This window comes from Streptomyces sp. NRRL S-455 (genome assembly GCF_000717875.1).
Taxonomy (GTDB): Bacteria; Actinomycetota; Actinomycetes; order Streptomycetales; family Streptomycetaceae; genus Streptomyces.
The window spans coordinates 306,747-328,412 of record NZ_JOCT01000004.1; the positions used below are offsets into that span (position 1 = coordinate 306,747).

Here is a 21,666-nt window from a genome sequence, read left to right on the forward strand (position 1 = left end):
AGGCGGCGTTCGCCCCGTCGCGACGCCCGGACTAGCCGAGCGCCTGCTGCAGGTCCTCCAGCAGGTCGTCGGCGTTCTCGATGCCGACGGACAGCCGCACCAGGTCGGCGGGGACCTCGAGGGCCGAGCCGGCCGCGGAGGCGTGTGTCATGCGGCCGGGGTGCTCGATCAGCGACTCGACGCCGCCCAGGGACTCGCCCAGCGTGAACACCTTGGCGCGGTTGCAGACCTCGACGGCCGCCTGCTCGCCGCCCTGGACACGGAACGAGACCATGCCGCCGAACGCCTTCATCTGCTTGGCGGCGACCTCGTGGCCGGGGTGTTCGGGCAGGCCCGGGTAGAGCACGCTCGTCACGCGCGGGTGCCGGGTGAGCATGTCGGCGATCTTGGTGGCGTTCTCGCTGTGCCGGTCCATCCGCACGGAGAGGGTCTTGGTGCCGCGCAGCACCAGCCAGGAGTCGAAGGGCCCGGCGACGGCGCCCATCGCGTTCTGGTGGAAGGTCAGTTCCTCGCCCAGGCCGGCGTCGTCGGTGATCAGTGCGCCGCCGACGACGTCGGAGTGGCCGCCCATGTACTTGGTCAGCGAGTGCACGACGACGTCCGCGCCGAGGGAGAGAGGCTGCTGGAGGTAGGGCGTGGCGAAGGTGTTGTCGACGACGAGGCGGGCGCCGGCGTCCCGGGCCACCTGAGCGACGGCGGCGATGTCGGTGATGCCGAGGAGCGGGTTGGAGGGGGTCTCCACCCACACGGCCTTGGTCTTCGGGGTGATGGCTGCCCGTACGGCGGCCGGGTCGCTGGTGTCGGCGACCGACCACTCCACACCCCAGCGGGCGACGACCTTGGCGAAGAGGCGGAACGTGCCGCCGTAGGCGTCGTTGGGGATGACCACGTGGTCGCCGGGACTGAGCAGCGTACGCAGCAGGCAGTCCTCGGCCGCCAGTCCGGACGCGAACGCGAGACCGCGGCGGCCGCCCTCCAGGGCGGCGAGGTTCTCCTCCAGCGCGGTCCTGGTCGGGTTGGCGCTGCGGCTGTACTCATAGCCGCCGCGCAGGCCGCCGACACCGTCCTGCTTGTAGGTGGAGACCTGGTAGATCGGCGGGACGACCGCGCCCGTCAAGGGGTCGGCGGTGTTGCCCGCGTGGATCGCGAGCGTCTCGAAGTGCTGACTGATGTGCCTGTCGCTCATGGGCACCGAGGGTAATGCGCCGACGCGAGGAGTGCCCGGGAATGCGACGCGGGCCGGGTCCGGCCCCTGTGCGGTGCGGCGGGGTTTTCCACAGGTTCGGGGACCACGTTGGCCAATTGTCGGCGCGGTCTGGTTCGCTTGTTGCATGGAGATTCTCTGGGTCCTGATGGCACTGGTCATGCTGGGCTTCGTGCTGCTTCCCTTCCTGCGGCGCAGGCGCGGTGCGATCGGCCTGGTCTCGCCCGACCACCCGGACGCCGCGGATCCGGCGAACTACGGCTTCGTCCGCGAGGAGGAGCTCGACATCCGCATGCCCGGACCCGACCAGGACCTGCTGGACGTCCTGGACGTGGTGCAGCGCACGCAGGACTACCGCGCCGCCCAGCAGCTCCTCGCGGGCACGGAGACCGAGGGTGAGCGGCGCTGGCAGCGCGTCCAGGCCTTCGCGGGCGCGGCCTCGCTGGAGCTGCAGCAGCGGCCCGGCGGGGTGGGCGAGTCGCCCGGCGGGCAGTGGCTGCGGGTGTGGCGGGCCGAGGCGCCCAAGGACGCGGGTGGCGCGGCGGTGCACGCCGAGTTCCTGGTGCAGCAGGCGTGGCGGACGGCGTCGCCCGGGACGGACGAGTTCCGGATCATCATGGAGGAGGCGAAGGCGGCGTGCGGCGACGCGGCGCTGCTGGCCCCCGGCGACCCGGTCCCGTACATCGTCGAGCTGTCGGTGGCCCGCGGGCTGAACTACTCGCAGAAGGACTTCGAGCAGCTCTGGCTGAAGATCCTGGACCGGGCTCCGGCCCACATGGGAGCGCATCTGGCCGCCCTGCACTACTGGTGCGAGAAGTGGCACGGCTCGCGTGAGCTGGCGTACTCGTTCGCGGAGGCAGCGGCGGCCCGGGCCCCCCAGGGCTCGCTGCTGGCGGCGATGCCGCTCTTCGCGGTGTTCGAGCACCTGCCCGAGGTGACCCTGGTCAGCGGTTTCTGGCAGACCGAAGTCGTCACGAAGGCGGTGCACGGCGCGCTGCACGCGGTGCACTCGGCCCGCCCCGACGACCCGATGCTGGCGCATGTGCGGCACATGCTGGTCTACTTCCTGGTCCGCGGCGAGCGCTGGTCGGAGGCCATGAACCAGCTGGTCCACATAGACGGCCACGTCGGCGCCCTGCCCTGGACGCTGTCCGCCGACCCGGCGGCGGAGTTCGCGGTGTACCGGGCTCTGGCCGTGGCGGGCTACGAGGCGAACGGCGGCAGCCCGGCGAGCCTCCCGCACTGAGACGCGCCCGCCGCCGTCCTCGACGCCTCACTCCCCACCGTGCGCGAACTCGCTGGTGCGGGGTGGAGCCGCCTGGCCCCGGGTGGCGCCGCCTGTTCCCGGGCGCTGCCCGGCGCCACCGCATGGAGGGACCGCGCTGTGGCGGTCACCCCTCTTTCACTAGTTCCGGCGGAACGGCCGTGCGCAGCGCCGCGACCGTCGCTTCGACGGCGGGGTGCCCGGCCGCTCCCCTGCGGTGGGCGACGACGGTGCGCCGCTCGATGGGCAGGCGTGTGAGCGCCACGTTCGGCGGTGCGTCGGCGATCCCCAGGTGCGGCACCATCGCCACTCCTTGCCCGGCCGCCACCAGGAGCAGCACGGTGGCGAACTCGTCGACCTGGTGGCGGATGCGAGGAGTGAAGCCCGCCGCCTGGCACGCCCGGATGGTCATCGCGTGGCAGAGCGTCTCGGAGGTCGCGGTGATCCAGGAGGCGTCCCGCCAATGGGTGATCACGGGCTGGGCGCTCCGGACCTCGTCCCGGGTGACGGGGGAGGCCAGGTACATGGGCTCGGTGAGCAGGGGCTCGGAGCTGAGACCGGGCTCGGTGGGCGAGGGGACGAAGTCGTACTCGTGCAGGAGCGCCACATCCAGCTCGCCGACCCGCAGCGCGTGGGCGACTCCCGCCGGGTCGATCTCGGAGATCAACGGCTCCAGACCCGGGTGGTGCTCCGCGAGTGCGGTGAGGACGGGGGGCAGCAGGCTTCTGACGGCGGTGGGGAAGGCCCCGATGCGGACAGGGCCCGTCGGGCCGGTGCGGAGGTCGACGAGTTCGGAGGCGGCCAGTTCCAGCCGCTCGAGTACGACCTCCGCGTGGACGACGAGACGGTGACCGGCCGGCGTGAGGGTGACGCCGCGGCCGGTGCGCTCCAGCAGCGGTACGCCCGCTTCCCGCTCAAGGATGTTGAGCTGCTGCGAAACGGCGGACGGGGTGAAGGAGAGCGCTTGGGCGACTGCCGCGATGGTGCCCCTGTAGCAGAGTTCCCGTAACAGCCGCAGACGTCGGACATCGAGCATCAGCTCAGCTTATTCCTCGGTTCAGAAAGACGAACTGGACCTGCGGTTCCGGCCGGGGCACGCTCTTGCCCATGACAGAGCAGGCGTATCCACAGGGAATCCACGTCCCCCTCATCACTCCGTTCACCGCCGCAGGGGACGTGGCACAGGAAGCGCTCGAAGGGCTCGCGCACAGGGTCCTGACCGCCGGGGCGGCCGGCATCGTGGCACTGGGGACCACGGCCGAGGTCGCCACCCTGGACGGGGAGGAGCGGCGGACCGTGGTGGAGACCTGTCTTCGTGTCTGCCAGGAGCACGGCGCGCCGCTGACCGTCGGCGCGGGCTCCAACGACACCCGGGCCAGTGAGGCCGCCCTCTCGGAGCTGCGGCAATGGCCGGGGCTGACCGCCGCCCTGGTCACCGTGCCCAGCTTCACCCGCCCGTCCCAGGAGGGCGTGATCGCCCACTTCACCCGGCTGGCGGCGGTCAGCCCGGTGCCGCTGGTGGTGTACGACATCCCCTACCGCACGGCCCTCCCGCTGAGCGCGGCCACGCTGCGGACGCTGGGCGAGGTGCCGGGCGTCATCGCCGTCAAGTACGCAGGCGGCCTCATCGGGCAGGACACCGTGGAACTCCTCGGTGACCTTCCCTCCGGCTTCAGCGTGCTGGCGGGCGACGACCTCTTCGCCTCCCCCATGCTGGCCATGGGTGCCTCCGGGGGCATCCTGGCCTCCGCACACCTGGCGACCCGCCGGTTCGCCGACCTCGCGGACGCCTGGCACACCGGAGACGTGGCGCGGGCCCGCCCCCTGGGACACGCGCTGGCCCGGCTGTCGGCCGCGTTGTTCCGCGAGACCAATCCGACCGTGATCAAGGGCGTACTCCACGAGCGGGGCCTGATCCCCACGCCGGACGTACGGCTGCCCCTGCTGCCCGCCGGCAAGGCCACCGTGGCCGACGCTCTGGACCGGCTCGACCGGATCGAAGGACTCGAAGGGCTCGACAGGCTCGAAGGGTGACGGTCGGCGGGAAGATGTCGGCGGGTGCTTTCAGCGTGGGCGGTCTCGGGAGCCGCAACGGCTGACGACCGGCCTCACCGCGGGGCCGCCCCGCTCGTCACCCGGCGCTCAGGCGGGAAGAATGGGGCTCCCGCGTGGTGAGGTGGTGGCGATGCCCGCATGGCATCTGCGTGACTATCACGACGACGATCTCGACCAGGCCATCGAGATCTGGGACCAGAGCCGCCGGACCGACGAGAACCGGGTGTTCGCGATTTCCGAGGTCATGGCGGCGGCCAAGGTCGGCCAAACGGCCGTCGTCGCGGTGGTCGGCGACGAACTGGTCGGCGTGGCCGTCGCACAGGCACACGGCAAACGGGCGTGGATCCTCCTGGTGGCGCTCGCCTCCCGCTGGCGCGAGCGAGGGATCGGGAGTGCTCTCCTCGCCGATCTCGAGCGGCGGCTGCGTGCCCTGGGCGTGAGCCACATCAGCGCGCTGCTTCCCGCCGGCGCCGCGGGGACCAAGGCCCTGGAGAACTCCGGCTACCGGTACCGCGACGATCTCACCTACTACGAGAAGGTCGAACTCCCGGGAGCCGCCAACACGGAGGTCCTCACGGCACTGGGCGGCCGCATGCTGCCCGACGGCCTGTGGGACGCCATGGCCGGCATGGAGGAGGAGAAGCAGGTCGTCGAGCGCCATGTCGTGCTCCCTTTGACGGAGCCGGCGCTGGCGGACCGGTACGGCGTCGCCCCGCCCAAGGCGGTCATCCTGTTCGGCCCGCCGGGTACCGGGAAGACCAGTTTCGCCAAAGCTGTCGCCTCGCGGCTCGGCTGGCCGTTCGTGGAGCTCTTCCCGTCCCGGCTCGCGGCCGACACCAGCGAGGGCCTGGCCGCGGCTCTGCGGGAGAGCTTCGCGGACCTGGCGGAGCTCGACTCGGTGCTGCTCTTCATCGACGAGGTCGAGGAGATCGCCGGCGCGCGCTCCGGGAAGGCTGTGGATCCGGGGCACGGAGTGACCAACGAGCTGCTCAAGCTCATCCCCCTCTTCCGGGAGCACGACGCGCGGCTGCTGGCCTGTGCCACCAATTCGATTCGCTCTCTCGACGCGGCGTTCCTGCGGCCGGGCCGGTTCGACTACGTCATCCCCGTCGGCCCGCCGGACGCGTCGGCACGCGCGGCGATCTGGACCCGTTACCTCACGGACTCCGCCGAGTCCGTGGACATCGACCGGCTCGTCCAGGCCAGCGACCTGTTCACCCCGGCCGACATCGAGTTCGCGGCCCGCAAGGGGGCGCAGGCGGCGTTCGAGCGCGAAGTCACCCTCCGCCGGGGGCAACCGGCGACGACCGAGGACTACATGAACGCCATCGCCGACACCCGGCCGACGCTCACCGCCCAGGCGATCGAAGAGTTCGAGGAAGACATCGACAAGTACAGCCGGCTCTGAAACGCCCGGTGCTCGCGGTCAGCCCTCGGCGCGGGCGGGCAGCCTCCAGTTCGGGCGCGGGAAGTGGCAGGTGTAGCCGTCCGGGTAGCGCTGCAGGTAATCCTGGTGCTCGGGCTCGGCCTCCCAGAAGGGACCGACCGGCTCCACCTCGGTGACGACCTTGCCCGGCCACAGGCCGGAGGCGTCCACATCCGCGATCGTGTCCTCGGCGATCCGCTTCTGCTCGTCGTCCACGTAGTAGATCGCCGAGCGGTAGCTGAGGCCGATGTCGTTGCCCTGGCGGTTCTTCGTGGTCGGGTCGTGGATCTGGAAGAAGAACTCCAGGATCGTGCGGTAGTCGGTCTTCGCGGGGTCGAAGAGGATCTCGATGGCTTCCGCGTGCGTTCCGTGGTTGCGGTACGTCGCGTTCGGCACGTCACCCCCGGTGTATCCCACCCGGGTCGCCGTCACGCCAGGAAGCCGGCGGATCAGTTCCTCCATGCCCCAGAAGCATCCGCCCGCCAGCACGGCCCTCTGCGTCTGCTCAGCCATGTGCGGCTCTCCCATCTCCGTCAGCCGACTCACTCGTGTCCACCCTCCTCAACGCACGGGGGCCCCTGGCGATTCCTTGGCTTGGCAATAGGGTGCTCCCGTGACTGCCCCCTTGAGTTCCACGAAGGCCCGCGACGCGCTCCGGATATCGGCACGCGTCTCCGCGGAGTTGTTGCTGGTGTTGGTGATGCTTGCGGTGGCTCTGTGGCTGCTGGGGCGGATGTGGTCGATCGTGTGGCCGCTCGTGGTCGGATTGTTGCTGACCACGCTGACCTGGCCCGTGGCCCGGTTCCTGCGTCGGCGGGGGTGGCCGCCGGCAGTCGCGGCCTCGGTCGTGACCGTGCTGTTCCTGCTGGTGGCCGCGGGGGTCGTGGCGTTGATCGCCGTGCCGGTGGCGTCGCAGTCCGGGGAGCTGACCGACGGGGTGGTCGAGGGGATCCAGAGGCTGCGCGAGTGGGCCGCGGGGCCGCCGTTGAACATCGGGGACGCGCAGATCAACAAGGCCTTCGACTCCGCGGTCGCCCGCGCTCAGGAAGGTGTCGGCAGCATGGTCGGCGCGGTCGTCACGGGCGTGAGCACCGTGGTGAACGGCGTGGTCACCGCCGTACTGGCGCTGTTCCTGATGTTCTTCTTCCTCAAGGACGGACCGAGGTTCCTGCCGTGGCTGTCCCGCCAGCTGCCCGGCCGGCTGGCCACCGACGTCCCCACGGTGTTCGACCGCGGGTGGACCACCCTGGGCTCGTTCGTGCGTTCCCAGGCGGCCGTCGGGCTGATCGACGCCGTCCTGATCGGGCTGGGCCTGTGGATCCTCGGTGTGCCGCTGGTGCTGCCGCTGGCGGTGCTGACCTTCGTCTCCGCGTTCGTGCCGATCATCGGCGCCCTGTTCGCCGGGTTCGTGGCGGTCCTCATCGCCCTCGTCTCCAACGGCCTGACGGACGCCCTGCTCGTGCTGGCCATCATCATCGTGGTGCAGCAGCTCGAGGGGAACGTCTTCCAGCCCATGATCCAGAGCCGCGGGCTCGGCCTGCACGCGGCCGTGGTGCTGCTGGCGGTGACCCTGGGCGGCAGTCTCGCCGGCATCGTCGGCAGTCTGCTCGCCGTTCCCGTCGCCGCGCTGATCGCCGTGGTCTGGAACTACATCCGAGAGCAGCTCGGTGAAGATCCGGCCGAAGAGCCGGGGAACGACCCGTCCGGCACGGGCACGCCCGAATCCCCCTAGCGGTCCCTGACGCGTTCCTCGTGACGCACCAGGGCGCGCGAACGGCCGCGCCCAGGTCGCGGGGCTCCTCCTCGCTTGCGAGTCTGCAGGCGGAAGGAGTGCCGCCCCATGATTCCTGTCACCGCGTCGCCCGTGCGTCTCGAGGCGTCTGTCGACGCCCGGCTGTCCCGATGGATGTGGCTGGTGAAGTGGCTGCTCGCCATCCCGCACTACATCGTGCTGTGCTTCCTGTGGATCGCTTTCGCCGTCGTGACCGTCGTCGCCTTCTTCGCCATCCTGTTCACCGCCCGGTACCCCCGGCCCCTGTTCGACTTCAACGTCGGCGTCCTGCGGTGGAACTGGAGGGTCGGCTACTACGCCCACACCGCACTCGGCACCGACCGGTACCCGCCGTTCACCCTCGCCGACGTGCCCGACTATCCGGCGCGCTTCGACGTCGCGTACCCGGAGCGGCTGTCGCGCGGGCTGGTGCTGGTGAAGTGGTGGCTGCTGGCGATCCCCCAGTACATCGTCGTCGGGATCTTCGTGAGCGGCGGCTGGGGCTGGGGCGGCGGCGAGGAGGGCGGCTGGCAGGGCGGTGGACTGATCTCGTTCCTGTCCCTGGTCGCGGTGGTCGTGCTGCTGTTCACGGCCCGCTACCCGCGGCACCTGTTCGACTTCCTGCTCGGCCTCGTCCGCTGGTGCGCGCGCGTGGTCGCCTACGCCTCCCTGATGACCGACCGGTACCCGCCTTTCCGGCTCGACCAGGGCGGGCAGGAGCCCGGCCAAGGGCTCTGGACCAAGGAGCCTGACCCAGGGGCCCGGTAAGGCCCGGCCGGGAGGGGGAGGGAGCTCAGCCGCCGCTGCCGTACGGCCGGGTGATGATCTCCAGGCGGTGGCCGTCCGGGTCGTCGAAGTACGTTCCGCGGCCGCCGTCGTGGTGGTTGATCTCGCCGGGACGGCTGTGGAAGGGGTCCGCCCAGTACGTCAGACCGGCCTGCTGGATCCGGGCGAAGATCTGGTCGAACTCGTCCTCCGTGACGAGGAAGGCGTAGTGCTGCGGCGTGATGGCGCCGGGGCTGTCCATGTAGTCGAGCGTCACCCCGTTGGGGATCTCGACCGGGAGGAACGGACCGTAGGGCGGGCTCACCTCGAGTCCCAGGATGTCGGCGAGGAACCGGGCCGAGGCGCGCTTGTCGTGGGCGACGACGATGGTGTGGTTCAGCTGCACGGTCATGGCGGGCCTCCCCTCCACAACCACGATACTCCGGCACGAACCGGGGCAGACCAGCCCTGGTTCGTGCCGGAGCGTCCGGAGCGGAGCGTCAGATCGTCGCCGTGTCGATCACGAAGCGGTAGCGCACGTCACTGGCGACCACGCGGTCGTACGCCTCGTTGATCTGGTCACCGCGGATCAGCTCGATCTCGGATCCGATGCCGTGCTCGGCGCAGAAGTCCAGCATCTCCTGGGTCTCCGCGATGCCGCCGATCATGGAACCGGCGAGCGTCTTGCCGCCGCCGATCACCGAGAACAGGTTGAGGGCGACCGGCTCCTCGGGGGCGCCGACGTTCGCCAGGGTGCCCTCGGTCTTCAGCAGGGACAGGTAGGCGTTGAAGTCCAGCGGGGCCGACACCGTGGACACGATCAGGTCGAAGGTGCCCGCCAGCTCCTCGAAGGTCTTCGGGTCGCTGGTGGCGTAGTAGTGGTCGGCACCCAGCCGCAGGCCGTCCTCCTGCTTGCGCAGGGACTGCGACAGCACGGTCACCTCGGCGCCGAGCGCGTGCGCGATCTTCACGCCCATGTGGCCGAGGCCGCCCAGGCCGACGATCGCGACCTTCTTGCCGGGGCCGGCGTTCCAGCGCTTCAGCGGGGAGTAGAGGGTGATGCCGGCGCAGAGCAGCGGGGCGGCGACGTCGAGGGAGAGGCCGTCGGGGATGCGGACGACGAAGTTCTCGTCGACGACGACCCTCTGCGAGTAGCCGCCATAGGTGGGCTCGCCGTCCTTGCCTATGCCGTTGTAGGTGGGGACGTTGCCCTCGACGCAGTACTGCTCGCGTCCGGCCTTGCAGTTCTCGCACTCGCGGCAGGAGTCGACCATGCAGCCGACACCCACGCGGTCGCCGACGGCGAACCTGGTGACGCCCGGACCGACCTCGGAGACGACGCCGGCGATCTCGTGGCCGGGGACCATCGGGAAGATCCCTTCGCCCCAGCCCTCCTGGGCCTGGTGGATGTCGGAGTGGCAGATTCCGGCGAACTTGATGTCGATCAGTACATCGAACTCGCCGACCTCGCGGCGCTCGATGGTGGTGCGCTCCAGCGGAGCCTTCGGTGCGGGTGCGGCGTACGCGGCGACAGTGGTCATGCCGGGGTCTCTCCTAGCAGGTTCCGTGCCCGGTTGCCTTCGGGATGTATCTGTCCGGGCACGATCACCAGCGTGCCCCGGCCGCGAGCGGTTACCCAGACCACGGTTTTGCGTACGCACAGCGTGCGTACCACTGGCGGGGTCAGGCTCGTGTGCGTACGACCATGAATACTGGAGGGCATGGACGAACAGCCCGAACCCGCACAGACGGCCGGTGGCGGCCTGGACCGGCGTGCCGAGCTCAGCGAGTTCCTGCGCACCCGGCGGGCCCGGCTGAAGCCGGAGGACGTCGGGCTGCCCGACTTCGGGCGGCGGCGGGTGCCGGGGCTGCGCCGCGAGGAGCTGGCGCAGCTGGCCGGGGTGTCCGTGGCCTACTACACGCGCCTGGAGCAGGGCAACGGCCGCAACGTCTCGGCGGAGGTGCTGGACGCGATCGCGCGCGCCCTGCGGCTGAGCGACGCCGAGCACGCGCATCTGACGCACCTGGCGAAGCCGAAGCAGCACAAGAAGAAGCCGCCGGCGCGCAGCCAGCAGGTGCGGCCGGCGCTTCGGCACCTGCTGGACTCGATCGACAGCGTCCCGGCGTACATCGTGGGCCGTCGCTCGGACGTCCTGGCCTGGAACCGGATGGCCGCGGCCCTCTTCGGCGACTGGGCGGAGCTGCCGCCGGCGGAGCGCAACTGGGCGCGGCTGGTGTTCCTGCGGCCCGAGTACCGCGACCTGTACGTCGAGTGGGACCAGAAGGCCAAGGACATGGTCGGCTACCTGCGCCTGGACGCGGGCTGTCACCCGGACGACCCGCAGCTGTCCGCCCTGGTGGGCGAGCTGTCGGTGAAGAGCGAGGAGTTCCGCCGCCTCTGGGCCGCGCACGACGTCAAGGAGAAGAGCTACGGCGTCAAGCGGATGCGGCACCCGCTGGTCGGGGAGCTGACCCTGTCCTTCGAGACGTTCCGCCTCGTCGACGACGCCGAGCAGTCCCTGATCACGTACCACGCCGAGCCGGGCACCCCGTCGGCGGAGGCGCTGAGGCTGCTGGCGAGCTGGGGGGCGGACGCGACCCGGGCGGGATCCCAGAGTTCGCCGCACTGAACACGAGGTGCCCGCCGGAAACCACTGCTTCCGGCGGGCACCTCGGCACCTGGTCCTACGGCTTACTTGCCGTAGTACGCGTTGTAGATCGAGATCGTCGACTTGTTGCCCTGCTTGTCGGCGATCTTGGCGTGGAAGGAGATGGCCTTCCCCTTCTCCGGGTTCTTGACGGTGATCTTGCCGTCCTTGACCGTCAGCTTGTTCCAGGTCTTGCCGTAGTCGTACGACACGTACACCGCCAGCGACTTCAGGTTGCTGCCCTTGGCCGCGCCCTCGACGGTGACCGGGACCGACACCTTCTTGCCGGCCTCGACACGGCTGTCCAGACCGGTCTTGGCGTGGAAGCGGGCCGTCGAGGCGGGCAGCTTCACGCCCGTGTCGCCGGACGTCTTCTTGGAGCGGAACGTCCAGCTGCCGTCGATGCGGGTGGAGGCCGCCGCGAGCTTGACGCTGCGCTTGACGGACGTCGTCAGCTTGTACTCGGCGTCGGCGGACGGAACCGTGAACTCCTCGCCGAACAGCGGGTCGGCGTTGGAGCCGACCTTGTTGCCGTTGCGGTAGAGGGTCGTGGCCACCGACGTGAAGTCGGACGAGCCGGCGTGGCCGGCGCCGTCCGCGAACAGCGGCAGCGAGCCGTAGAGGGCGTTGCCCCGGCGGAAGATCCCGAAGTCCCCGTTCAGGCGCGGGCCGAAGACCGCCGTGTTGTAGGTCTTCGTGTACTTCTGGCCCGCCTTGAACGTCTGCGGGTCACCGAGCGTGTAGCCGGCCTCGGGGATCGGGTTGCCGTCCGCGTCCCTGCCCTTGTACTGCGTGAAGTCGAACGTCCACTGGATCCTGTCCGACGTCGAGAGGTGCATCGTGCGGGAACTCGGCAGCTTCTGCGACACGGGAACGCCGAACGTGACGGTCTCGGGAAGCATGCCGGCGGTGAACATGTCTCCGGTCTTACCGGACGCCGCCGCACCCATGTCGTGCTTCACGGTGGCGAGTTCGCCGGCCTTGAAGTGCCGGACCTTGCTGCCCTCGATCTTCTTGAGCTTGGCGGTGGTGGCCACGTTGTACTCGGCGTTGTCGCCCTTGGTCCACTGGCCGCTCCAGGTCTGGCTCAGTCCGGAGACCGCCTCCGGGCCCAGGTGGGCCATGCGCAGATCGGCGAACGAGTCCAGACCGACACCGAAGCCGCCCACCGACGCGTAGCTGTATTCGATCATCGCGGACAGCGGCTTGGCCTGCGCGTCCGGCACCCTGATGTCGGCCGCCTTCGTCTTACGGGCGTCGATCGTCACGGAGGTGTTCTTGGTGACGGCCAGCTTCGGCTGGACCAACCAGTCGACGCCGCCCTCGAAGTCCTCCATGCTCTCGGCGACCAAGCCGTTCAGCAGGTAGGTGCCCTTGGGCAGGCGCAGGGTCGTCGTGCCGGTCGTGGCGACGGGCACCTGGTAGAAGCGGTCCTTGGCCAGGCCCTCGTAGCCCGCGAGCAGGGTGTCATAGCCGTCTGTCGGCTGCCCGTCCCTGCCGAGGTGCTTGACGGTGACGTCGTACGACTCGATCTCGCGCTGCACCGCCGCGGCCGTGCGGATGGTCTGGTCGCCGCCCGTCGCCGTCACGTACGAGGAGTACGCGCCGTCGACCGTGCCGCCCAGCTTGGTGTTGACGGTGAAGGGGACGGAGGCCTCGCCGCCCGCCGGGACCGTCACCGACGTGGCGCCGAGCTTGAAGAAGCCGGCCGGGGCGGCCTGGCCCTTCGGGTTGGTGGCGGTCGACGTCAGCTTCAGGGTCACGGCCTTCGTACCGAGGTTGCGGTACGTGAGCTGCTTGGTGACCGGCTTGTCATCGGTGTGCGGCCACTGCTGCGTACCGAAGCTCACCGAGACCGGCTCGGCGATCACGGACTGCTTGATGGCCTTGTCGACCTGGATCCGGCCCGAACCCTGCTCGAACGGCGTGTAGTTGCCGCCCTTGGTGGAGCCGGTGAGGGCGCCCTTCAGCTCGGCGTACTTCCACTGCGGGTGCTGCTGCTTGAGGATCGCCGCCGCGCCCGCCACGTGCGGGGTCGCCATCGACGTACCGGAGATCGACATGTAGCCGGCCGGGTTCTCGCCGACCTCGGCGGCGATCTGGTTGCCCGGGGCGGAGGCCGCCGTGATGTCCACGCCCGGCGCGGTCACGTCCGGCTTGAGGGCGCCGTCCATGCCGGGGCCGCGGCTGGAGAAGTCGGCGAGCTTGTCGTTGTCGTCGACCGCGCCGACGGTCAGGGCCGCGGCGGCGCTGCCCGGGGAGCCGATGGTCTGCTCGCCGAACTCGCCCTCGTTGCCGGCGGCGATGGCGAACAGGACGCCCTTCTCCTCGGACAGCTTGTTCACCGCCGCTTCCAGCGGGTCGATCGCGGGCGTGTCGCCGCCGCCCAGGCTCATGTTGACGACGTCGGCGCCCTCCGCGGCGGCCCACTCGATGCCGGCGAGGACCTCGGAGTCACTGCCGAAGCCGCTGTCGTCGAGCACCTTGCCGTTGAGGACCTTCGCGCCGGGCGCGACACCCTTGTACTTGCCGCCGGACTTCGCGCCGGTGCCGGCGGCGGTGGAGGCGACGTGCGTGCCGTGGCCGACCTTGTCGGAGGTGTCGGGCGAGGTGGTGAAGTTCTTGGCGCCGATCACCTGGCCCTTGAGGTCCGGGTGGGTGGCGTCGACACCGGTGTCCAGGACGGCGATCGTGACGCCCTTGCCGTCGTACCCGGCGGACCACGCCTTGGGGACGCCGATCTGCGGGACGGACTTGTCGAGGCTGGCCTTGCGGACGCCGTCGAGCCAGACGTGGGCGATGCCGGAGGCGGTCTTGTCGCCGTTGGTGACCGCGTCCCACAGCTCGGGCGTGTCCTCGCGCGGCGCCTGCACCGCGTCCGCGTTCAGCGTCTTCAGGGTGTGCTTGAGGGTGCCCGCGTCCCGGACGTCGGCCTTGGCGGCCGCGGCGCTGCCCTTGTATCCGACGATGACCTTCAGGCCCTTCTTCTGGGCCTTGCGGGTCGCTGACTTGTTGAGCTCGGTGACGTCGAAGAGCCGCTGGTCGAGCTTGCCGGTGGCGACCAGTCGGGCCGCGTCGGCCGGGATCACGAGGGTGTGGCCGTCGAGCTTGCGGACCTGGACGGGTATGTCCTCACGGCCCTTGGCCCGCTCCAGGCCGACGACCCGCCCCTTGGCGTCCAGCACGACCCGGTCGCCGGTGATCAGTGTGATGCGCTGCTTGGCGGTGACCGACGCCTGCTTGGCGGTGGCGGCCGGCTGTTCGCCGTTCGCCGACGCCGGGCTGGTCATACCCGCCGCCAGGGCTACGGCTGCCGCTGTGGCGACCGTGGCCGCGCACGCCCTTTTCACTTGTCTGCGCAAGTTTCCCCCTTGCAGAAGAACCGGGTGAATTCCCCGTTCACCCGGCCGGGGGTGGTCTCGTACGTGTGGCCGTACACCCCCCGGAACACGCAGTATGCCGAGGGGTGATCAGGTGCTCAATAGATGAGCGGAAGGCGGGGAAGCCGTCGGCCGACTGTTACACGGCTGCCGGAACTCCGTTACAGGGTTGGGCGGTTACGTGTCCGCTTTCTCCTTGACATCGCTCCGCGAACAGAAACCGCCGCCCGCCCCTTCCCGGGGCGGGCGGCGGTTTCTGTTCGCGTGCCGCTGCCGAATCGTCAGACTGCCGAACCGGCCTTCCACTGGGCCCAGTCCATGTTCCAGCCGTTGAGGCCGTTGTCCGGTGCGACGGTCTTGTCGCCGGTGTTCTGGACGACCACCACGTCACCGATCATCGTGTTCTTGAAGAACCACGCGCCCGGGGTGTTCGGGTCGTCGGCGCCCTTCGCGTCCTGGAGGCCGACACAGCCGTGGCTCGTGTTCACGTTGCCGAAGATGGACTTCGCGCCCCAGTAGTTGCCGTGGATGAAGGTGCCGGAGGTGGACAGGCGCATGGCGTGCGGCACGTCCTTGATGTCGTACTCGCCCTTGCCGTCGTCGTCGGTGAAGCCGACAGTGGCGCCGTTCATCCGGGTCTCCTTGAACTTCTCGGAGATCACCATCTGGCCCTCGTACGTCTTGTTCTCGGGCGCGCCGGCGGAGATCGGGATCGTCCGGACGACCTTGCCGTCCTGCGTGATCTTCATCTGCTTGGTCTTCGCGTCGACGTACGAGACCTGGTTGCGGCCGACCTTGAAGGTGACCGTCTTCTGCTGGACGCCGTAGACGCCCTTGGCGCCCTCGACACCGTCGAGCGCGAGCTTCAGCGTGACGGTGGAGCCTTCCTTCCAGTACTCCTCGGGGCGGCAGTCCATGCGGTTGGCGTTGAACCAGTGGCAGGCGACTTCCTGGCCGCTGGTCGTGCTGACCGTGATGCCCTTCTGGACGGCGGCCTTGTTGGTGATCGCCTTGTCGAAGTTGATCGAGACCGGCATGCCGACGCCCACGGTGGTGCCGTCGTCCGGGGTGAAGTTGCCGATGAAGCTGTTGGCCGGGGAGACGGTGGTGAACGAGGCGTTCTCGTGGGCCACACGGCCGTCCGAGTCCTTCGCCTCCGCCGCCAGCTTGTAGGTGGTGGACCGCTCCAGTTGTGCGCTGGGCTTCCAGCTCTTCTTGTCGGCGGATATCTCGCCGCCGACCTCGCTGCCGTCGCTCGTGGTCATCTTCACGCTCGTGAGCGTTCCCTTGCTCACGGTGACGGAGGCGGAGTTGTTGATGGAGGCGTTGTCGGAGCCGTCCTCGGGCGTGATCTTGATCTGGGCCTCGGAGGCCTTCTCGGCCGCGGCCTCGTCGACCTTCGACTGGGAGCTGTCACCGCCGCCGGACGCCTTGTCGTCGCCGCCGGAACAGGCCGAGAGCACCAGAACTCCGCCGAGCAGTGCGGACGCGACCGTCAGGCCCTTGCGCCGCTTACTGACCGTTATCACACGCTTCTCCATCGTTGCCGATTTCCCCAAACCCCGAGTGTCCCCGTCACAGTCAAGTGCCCCCGTCGGGACTCGTGAGTCCCCGTCGGAACGTTCAACGCTACGACCGGTTCGTCCGGTTCCCCATGCCGCACAGGTGTGGTGATCAACACCTCCGCGACGCGTGGTGCGGGCGGTGCCGGTGCGGCCGGTGCGCGACTTGAGACGCGGAAACCCCGGAGGGCGGTTGCCGTCCGGGGTCCCTGGATCTTCCCGGACAGCCTCAGCCGCCGTTGTCGTCCTCGTCCTCGACATCATCCTCGTCGAGGTCCCAGTCCGGCGAGTCGGGGTCGTACTCGATCCGCTCGCTGCTCCAGGATGCCTGCTGGAGCTCCACCCCTGGCACTTGGCTGACCAGGTCGAACGGATCCACCAGGTAGGCGAGGGCCTCCGCGGTGTCTTCCGTCACAGTGCTCTCGACGTGGGCCCGTTCCGCCGGCGGCATCTCCGCCTCGCCGGCGATCCGGCGCAGCGCGGACTTGGTGACCGCGTCCGCGTCCTCGACCTCGAGGACCAGCTCCACCCGAACCCGTACAAACCGTGATGTCTCTGCAGTGCTCATCCCGCGAGAGTAAATCCAAAACCTCCCGTGACTTTCCCGTGACCCGCGACTTTCATTAACATCGCCCCACACGGCCAATTCGCCAGCGCCACAAGGGGATCGATATTCCGTGTCATCCGCTCGCCGTCCGCTGCTGACCGCCACCGCCGCGGCGACTCTGCTCGGCGCCCTGTGGTTCGTCCCGTCCGCCAACGCGACGTCGGACTCCCCAGTGAGAGACGTGGTCTCGACGAACCCGTCCCCGCAGGTCACGGAGCAGGCGCGGATCGCGGCCACGACCGCGGACGCCTCCGTCGCCGGCACCCGCCTCGCCGACACGGGCAGCTTCGACAGCACGCCGTACGTGGTCGGCGGCACGTTCTGCCTCACGCTGGGCGCGGGCTTCGTCGTGTACTCGGTCCGCCGGGAACGGCTCGGTCTCTGACGTCACGTGCCGGGGCCCTGCCGGCAGGGCCCCGGCCGCCGTCCTCTCCCACCGGGGTCCTACCGGAGCGGCCCGGTGACCGTCTCCACGGCCGCGAGCAGCCGCCCCTCCCGCACGAACGTGTCCGCGGCGGCCAGGTCGGGCGCCAGGAACCGGTCCGGGCCGGGCCCCTGAACTCCCGCCTCCCGTACGGCGTCGATGACCGCCCGCGTCGCGGGCGCCGGGGCCAGCCCCTCGCGCAACTCGATCGCGCGCGTGGCCGCGTACAGTTCGACGGCGAGGACACGGGTGAGGTTGTCGACGGCCGTGCGCAGCTTGCGCGCCGCCGACCAGCCCATCGAGACGTGGTCCTCCTGCATGGCGGAGGACGGGATCGAGTCGGCGGACGACGGTACGGCGAGCCGCTTCAGCTCGCTCACCAGCGCGGCCTGCGTGTACTGAGCGATCATCAGGCCCGAGTCCACACCGGCGTCGTCGGCGAGGAACGGCGGCAGGCCGTGGCTGCGGTTCTTGTCGAGCAGCCGGTCGGTGCGGCGCTCCGCGATGGAGCCGAGGTCGGCTGCGGCGATGGCGAGGAAGTCCAGGACGTAGGCGACCGGCGCCCCGTGGAAGTTGCCGTTGGACTCCACACGCCCGTCGGGGAGCACGACCGGGTTGTCCACAGCCGACGCCAGCTCGCGGTCGGCGACCAGCCGGGCGTGCGCCAGGGTGTCCCGCCCGGCGCCGGCGACCTGTGGGGCGCAGCGCACCGAGTAGGCGTCCTGGACGCGCGGGGCGTCGTCCTGGTGATGCCCGGTCAGGCCCGAACCCTTCAGCACGGCCAGCATGTTGGCGGCGCTGGCGGCCTGCCCCGGGTGCGGCCGGATGGCGTGCAGTTCGGGGGCGAGGACCTTGTCGGTGCCGAGCAGGGCCTCCAGGGACAGGGCGGCCGTGACGTCGGCGGACCGGTAGAGCGTCTCCAGGTCGGCCAGGGCCATGACCAGCATGCCGAGCATGCCGTCGGTGCCGTTGAGGAGGGCCAGGCCTTCCTTCTCGCGCAGTTCGACCGGCTGGATGCCGTGCGCGGCGAGGAGTTCGGCGGCCGGGCGTACGTCACCGTCGGGGCCCTCGGCGTCGCCCTCGCCCATGAGGGCGAGCGCGCAGTGGGAGAGCGGGGCGAGGTCGCCGGAGCAGCCGAGGGAGCCGTACTCGTGCACGACCGGGGTGATCCCGGCGTTGAGCAGGTCGGCCATGGTCTGCGCGACTTCGGGCCGGACGCCGGTGCGCCCCGAGCAGACGGTCTTCAGCCGCAGGAACATCAGGGCGCGCACGACCTCACGCTCCACCCTGGGCCCCATCCCGGCGGCGTGCGAGCGGACGATGTTGCGCTGGAGCTGTGCGCGCAGCTCGGGGCTGATGTGCCGGGTCGCCAGGGCCCCGAAGCCGGTGCTCACGCCGTACACGGGGTCCGGCTTGGCCGCCAGTGCGTCCACGATCTCGCGGGCCGCGGCGAGGGCGGCCACCGCCTCCTCGGAGAGCCGGACGCGGGCGCCGCCGCGCGCCACGGCGAGCACGTCGGACGCGGTCACGCCGGACGTCCCCACCACCACAGTGTGCATATCCATATTCAGGAGCGTACGCAGTGAATTCGACGATGTCACCACTGGGGACGGCCTGCGCCCCTTACCGATGCGTCACACCGCCCGGGCCCTGTCAGGGCGCGTGCCGCCCGCGGAACCGCCGGCGCTCGCCGTCGGCCTCCTGGGACGGCTCGTCCGCGAGCCGCACGACCGGATCGTCGGGCCCGGCCCGGCCGGCGACGACCGGACGGGACGCCCGCTCCGCCTTGGCCCGGTACTGAGCCGCGTCCGCGAGCCGGAACAGCCGGCGGGCCGAACGCACCGGCCCGATCGGGTCCTCGGTGGAGGCGATCCCGCACGCAACGCCGTCCCCGAGCTCCAACTCGGCGGCCCGGCGGCACAGTTCCTCGGCCGCCTTCACGACCTGGTCCGCGGGCGGCCCGACCGCGAGCAGACAGAACTCGTCCCCGCCGAGCCGTGCCGCCAGGGCCCCCGGCAGCATGGCCCCGCACAGCGACAGCACCGAGCCGAAGCGCTCCAGGAGCCGGTCGCCGGCGGCGTGCCCGTGCGTGTCGTTGACCCGCTTGAGCCCGTTCAGATCACACACCACGAGGCTGACGACGGCCCCGTCCCGGCGGTGCCGTTCGATCGCCCGCTCCAGGCGCACGTCGACGGCACGGCGGTTGGCGAGCCCGGTCAGCGCGTCCGTGTACGCCAGGCGCCTGGCTTCCTCGAGCCGCTCGGTCTGGGCGATGCCGGCGGCCACGACGGCGGCCAGGACGGTGGCGAAGTCGGCGTCGGCCCGCTCGAAGACGGGCTCGTCGGCCGGCCGGGCCACGTAGAGCTCGCCCCAGGCCCGGCCGTGCAGCACGATGGGCGCGACCACGCAGCAGCCGCGGCCACGGCGACGCAGGGCGGCGACGCGCTGGTGGCAATACCCGGGACGCCGCCCCGCGGCCGGCCCCTCGGCGGTCTCCACCCACGCCCCGGGCTCCCCGCCGCCCGCCCACTGCTCGTGCAGGAACTCGGTGATCTCGGCGAACTGGTGCACCGGGTAGGCCTCGTCCTCCGGGAATTCCTCCTCCCCCTCGGCCAGCTCACCCACGTTCACGAGAACCCTCAGCCGCCCGAGCTCCCGCTCCCACACCGACAGCGCGGCGAAACTCCCGCCCAGCGCCCGGCACGCCCCGACAGCCGCCGCACGCCACGCCTCACGTGAGCCGTGCGCAGCCGCCATCCCCTGAGCCAACGCGACGACGGCCACCAGCCGTCTGTCCTCACCCATCACTCCAGGCTAGGGAGTTTCCAGCCAGACTGACCTGTTTACGACGCGAACGGGGATGCGAAACCGCGGGCAGTCGGACCCGGGCTCACTCCCCCGGCCACTTCGGCTTGCGCTTCTCGTTGAACGCCGCCACCCCCTCCGCCCGGTCCCCGGAGAACGCCACCGCCCGCCAAGCCGCGTCCTCCACCTCGAGCCCGGCCCGCAACTCCAGCCCCTGCCCGAGCCGCAACGCCCGCTTCGCCGCCCGCAACCCCACCGGCGAGTTCCCCGCGATCCGGGCGGCCAGCTCCAGCGCCACCTCCCGGTCCCGTCCCTCCTCCACGAGCTGGTCGACCAACCCCAACTCCCCCGCTTCGACGGCCTCCACCCGCCGCGCGGAAAAGATCAGCTCCGCGGCCCGCGCCGCGCCGACCCGGCGCGGCAGCAACTGCGTCCCCCCGCCCCCGGGAATCACCCCCACGGACACCTCCGGCAGCCCCACCACCGCCGTACGGTCCGCCACGATCACGTCACACGCCAGCGCCAGTTCGAACCCGCCCCCCAGCGCGAACCCGTGCACCGCCGCCACCGTCGGCACCGGCAGTTCCAGCACCCCCGTGTACGCCCCCCGGGTCACCGGCCGCTGCCGCACCAGATCCGCGTCACTGAACGAGTTCCGCTCCTTCAGGTCGGCCCCGACACAGAAAGCCCGCTCATGCGTCGAGGTCAGGACGACCACCCGCACGTCCCGGTCCTCCCCCAGCGCCGCACACGCCCCGGCGATGGACCGGGCCATCTCGGTCGACACCGCGTTCATGGCCTTCGGCCGGTCGAGGACGAGCTCCGCCACATGTCCCTGCTCGTGCCGCCGCACCAGCACGAACTCCCCGAACCGTTCCTCACTCATGACACCCTCCGGTTAACGCGGGTTAACTGCATCGCCGCTCCGATCATCGCAGCCGCACCTCACCGGCGAAAGAGCGGACGCGAGCGGTTCCCCCACCACCGCCCGGCCACCCGTTCGAGTGACATCCACCCAACTCCACCCTGAACGCCCATGGGAGCGCATAGCGTGCGTCCGCCACGGCGCACAGGGGGCGCTTGCGCATCGGGAGGGACCGTGAGGACGACGAACACGCTGATGAGGCCGGAGCGGGACACCGGGGTCGCTCCCCGCGTCCGGGGCCGGCACCGCAAGCCCCGCCCCCGCAAGGCCCTGCTCGCCGTCGGCGGCCTCGCCCTGGCCGCGGGAGCCCTGAGCCTCGTACGCCTGACCGCCGGTCCCGGCTCCGAGGGCGCCGGCACCGTCGAGGCCGGGCCCCGCCCGGACCCGGTCACCACCACCACGGACCAGGCCACCAGCACCGCCGCCACCATCGTCCCGGCCGGCCCCGACGCGAGCCCCTCGTCGCCCACCGCACTGGGAGGCCTGACCCCGTCACCGGTCACCCGGGGCCCGGCCGCCGCCGTCCCGGTCACCAGGTCCCAGGCGACCGGCACCCGAGAGGCACGTACGGCCGGGGCTCACCCGCCCGTGACCACCCCGGACACCACGACCGTCCCGGACACGACGAACGCCCCGGTGCCGAAAACCCCGGGCACGCCCCCGGCGCCGGCACCAGCTCCGCCACCGGGCAGAACGGCTCCCACCCCGGCACCGAAGCAGCCCGGCGAGCCGAAGAAGCCGCACGACCCCGGACTGTGCTTCCCGGCCATCGGCCTGTGCGTGGACAGCCCGTGGCGCCGTGACTGAGGGGTCCTTGCCGCGTCGCGGAA

19 protein-coding genes are annotated in these 21,666 nt (G+C 70.7%); 8 read left to right on the top strand and 11 right to left on the bottom strand.

Annotated features, from left to right (window positions below; translation table 11 throughout):
• Positions 1–31: 31 nt before the first annotated feature.
• Positions 32–1,186 carry a cystathionine gamma-synthase gene (locus IE97_RS0107030; protein WP_030233068.1) on the bottom strand — a complete coding sequence of 385 codons (1,155 nt, stop codon included), beginning with the start codon at positions 1,184–1,186 and terminating at the stop codon, positions 32–34.
• A gap of 145 nt (positions 1,187–1,331) precedes the next feature.
• Between IE97_RS0107030 and IE97_RS0107035 the strand changes: the two genes are divergently transcribed.
• Positions 1,332–2,450: a hypothetical protein gene (locus IE97_RS0107035; RefSeq protein ID WP_030233073.1), complete on the top strand. Its 1,119-nt coding sequence runs from the start codon at positions 1,332–1,334 to the stop codon at positions 2,448–2,450.
• Between the two features lie 145 nt (positions 2,451–2,595).
• On the opposite strand, the gene IE97_RS0107040 is transcribed toward IE97_RS0107035, so the two are convergent.
• Positions 2,596–3,504: a LysR family transcriptional regulator gene (locus IE97_RS0107040; RefSeq protein ID WP_030233076.1), complete on the bottom strand. Its 909-nt coding sequence runs from the start codon at positions 3,502–3,504 to the stop codon at positions 2,596–2,598.
• A gap of 71 nt (positions 3,505–3,575) precedes the next feature.
• On the opposite strand from IE97_RS0107040, the gene IE97_RS0107045 reads away from it, so the two are divergent.
• Both IE97_RS0107045 and IE97_RS0107050 read left to right on the top strand, forming a co-directional pair.
• Positions 3,576–4,502 (top strand): dihydrodipicolinate synthase family protein, encoded by a 927-nt coding sequence (locus IE97_RS0107045; RefSeq protein ID WP_030233080.1) that lies wholly within the window; start codon positions 3,576–3,578, stop codon positions 4,500–4,502.
• Between the two features lie 142 nt (positions 4,503–4,644).
• Entirely contained in the window at positions 4,645–5,931 is a 1,287-nt protein-coding gene (locus IE97_RS0107050; protein WP_420706067.1) for an ATP-binding protein, read from the top strand.
• Positions 5,932–5,949: 18 nt separating this feature from the next.
• Here IE97_RS0107050 and msrA read toward each other — a convergent pair whose 3' ends face one another.
• Positions 5,950–6,462 (bottom strand): peptide-methionine (S)-S-oxide reductase MsrA, encoded by a 513-nt coding sequence (gene msrA / locus IE97_RS0107055; RefSeq protein ID WP_030233086.1) that lies wholly within the window; start codon positions 6,460–6,462, stop codon positions 5,950–5,952.
• A 112-nt stretch (positions 6,463–6,574) separates the two neighbouring features.
• Here msrA and IE97_RS0107060 point away from each other — a divergent pair, with 112 nt between their 5' ends.
• Together IE97_RS0107060 and IE97_RS0107065 are read left to right on the top strand one after the other, a co-directional pair.
• Positions 6,575–7,681 carry an AI-2E family transporter gene (locus IE97_RS0107060; RefSeq protein WP_030901700.1) on the top strand — a complete coding sequence of 369 codons (1,107 nt, stop codon included), beginning with the start codon at positions 6,575–6,577 and terminating at the stop codon, positions 7,679–7,681.
• A 108-nt stretch (positions 7,682–7,789) separates the two neighbouring features.
• Positions 7,790–8,488 carry a DUF4389 domain-containing protein gene (locus tag IE97_RS0107065; protein WP_030233096.1) on the top strand — a complete coding sequence of 233 codons (699 nt, stop codon included), beginning with the start codon at positions 7,790–7,792 and terminating at the stop codon, positions 8,486–8,488.
• Between the two features lie 25 nt (positions 8,489–8,513).
• Here IE97_RS0107065 and IE97_RS0107070 read toward each other — a convergent pair whose 3' ends face one another.
• Together IE97_RS0107070 and IE97_RS0107075 are read right to left on the bottom strand one after the other, a co-directional pair.
• Positions 8,514–8,897 (bottom strand): VOC family protein, encoded by a 384-nt coding sequence (locus tag IE97_RS0107070; protein WP_030233101.1) that lies wholly within the window; start codon positions 8,895–8,897, stop codon positions 8,514–8,516.
• Between the two features lie 88 nt (positions 8,898–8,985).
• Entirely contained in the window at positions 8,986–10,026 is a 1,041-nt protein-coding gene (locus tag IE97_RS0107075) for an NAD(P)-dependent alcohol dehydrogenase (RefSeq protein ID WP_030233104.1), read from the bottom strand.
• A gap of 180 nt (positions 10,027–10,206) precedes the next feature.
• On the opposite strand from IE97_RS0107075, the gene IE97_RS0107080 reads away from it, so the two are divergent.
• A complete protein-coding gene (locus IE97_RS0107080) occupies positions 10,207–11,115 on the top strand; it encodes a helix-turn-helix domain-containing protein (RefSeq protein WP_030233109.1) in 909 nt (302 codons plus the stop codon).
• A 62-nt stretch (positions 11,116–11,177) separates the two neighbouring features.
• Here IE97_RS0107080 and IE97_RS0107085 read toward each other — a convergent pair whose 3' ends face one another.
• From IE97_RS0107085 to IE97_RS0107095, 3 genes are all read right to left on the bottom strand, one after another.
• Positions 11,178–14,495: a S8 family peptidase gene (locus IE97_RS0107085; protein ID WP_030233114.1), complete on the bottom strand. Its 3,318-nt coding sequence runs from the start codon at positions 14,493–14,495 to the stop codon at positions 11,178–11,180.
• A gap of 299 nt (positions 14,496–14,794) precedes the next feature.
• Entirely contained in the window at positions 14,795–16,054 is a 1,260-nt protein-coding gene (locus IE97_RS0107090) for a L,D-transpeptidase (RefSeq protein ID WP_030233118.1), read from the bottom strand.
• A gap of 250 nt (positions 16,055–16,304) precedes the next feature.
• Positions 16,305–16,643 carry a hypothetical protein gene (locus IE97_RS0107095; RefSeq protein WP_051704868.1) on the bottom strand — a complete coding sequence of 113 codons (339 nt, stop codon included), beginning with the start codon at positions 16,641–16,643 and terminating at the stop codon, positions 16,305–16,307.
• 109 nt (positions 16,644–16,752) lie between these two features.
• On the opposite strand from IE97_RS0107095, the gene IE97_RS0107100 reads away from it, so the two are divergent.
• Positions 16,753–17,067 (top strand): hypothetical protein, encoded by a 315-nt coding sequence (locus IE97_RS0107100; protein WP_030233125.1) that lies wholly within the window; start codon positions 16,753–16,755, stop codon positions 17,065–17,067.
• A gap of 59 nt (positions 17,068–17,126) precedes the next feature.
• Here the strand turns inward: IE97_RS0107100 and hutH are convergent, their stop codons facing one another.
• The 3 genes from hutH to IE97_RS0107115 form a co-directional block, all read right to left on the bottom strand.
• Complete coding sequence (gene hutH / locus IE97_RS0107105; RefSeq protein WP_030233127.1) at positions 17,127–18,665, bottom strand: histidine ammonia-lyase; 1,539 nt, start codon at positions 18,663–18,665, stop codon at positions 17,127–17,129.
• Positions 18,666–18,759: 94 nt separating this feature from the next.
• Positions 18,760–19,911 (bottom strand): GGDEF domain-containing protein, encoded by a 1,152-nt coding sequence (locus IE97_RS0107110; RefSeq protein ID WP_030233129.1) that lies wholly within the window; start codon positions 19,909–19,911, stop codon positions 18,760–18,762.
• Between the two features lie 85 nt (positions 19,912–19,996).
• Positions 19,997–20,797, bottom strand: coding sequence for an enoyl-CoA hydratase/isomerase family protein (locus IE97_RS0107115; RefSeq protein ID WP_030233132.1), 801 nt, complete (start codon positions 20,795–20,797; stop codon positions 19,997–19,999).
• Positions 20,798–21,010: 213 nt separating this feature from the next.
• Here IE97_RS0107115 and IE97_RS0107120 point away from each other — a divergent pair, with 213 nt between their 5' ends.
• On the top strand, positions 21,011–21,643 hold the full coding sequence (locus IE97_RS0107120; RefSeq protein WP_199809795.1) for a hypothetical protein: 633 nt from the start codon (positions 21,011–21,013) through the stop codon (positions 21,641–21,643).
• The last annotated feature ends 23 nt before the right edge of the window (positions 21,644–21,666 follow it).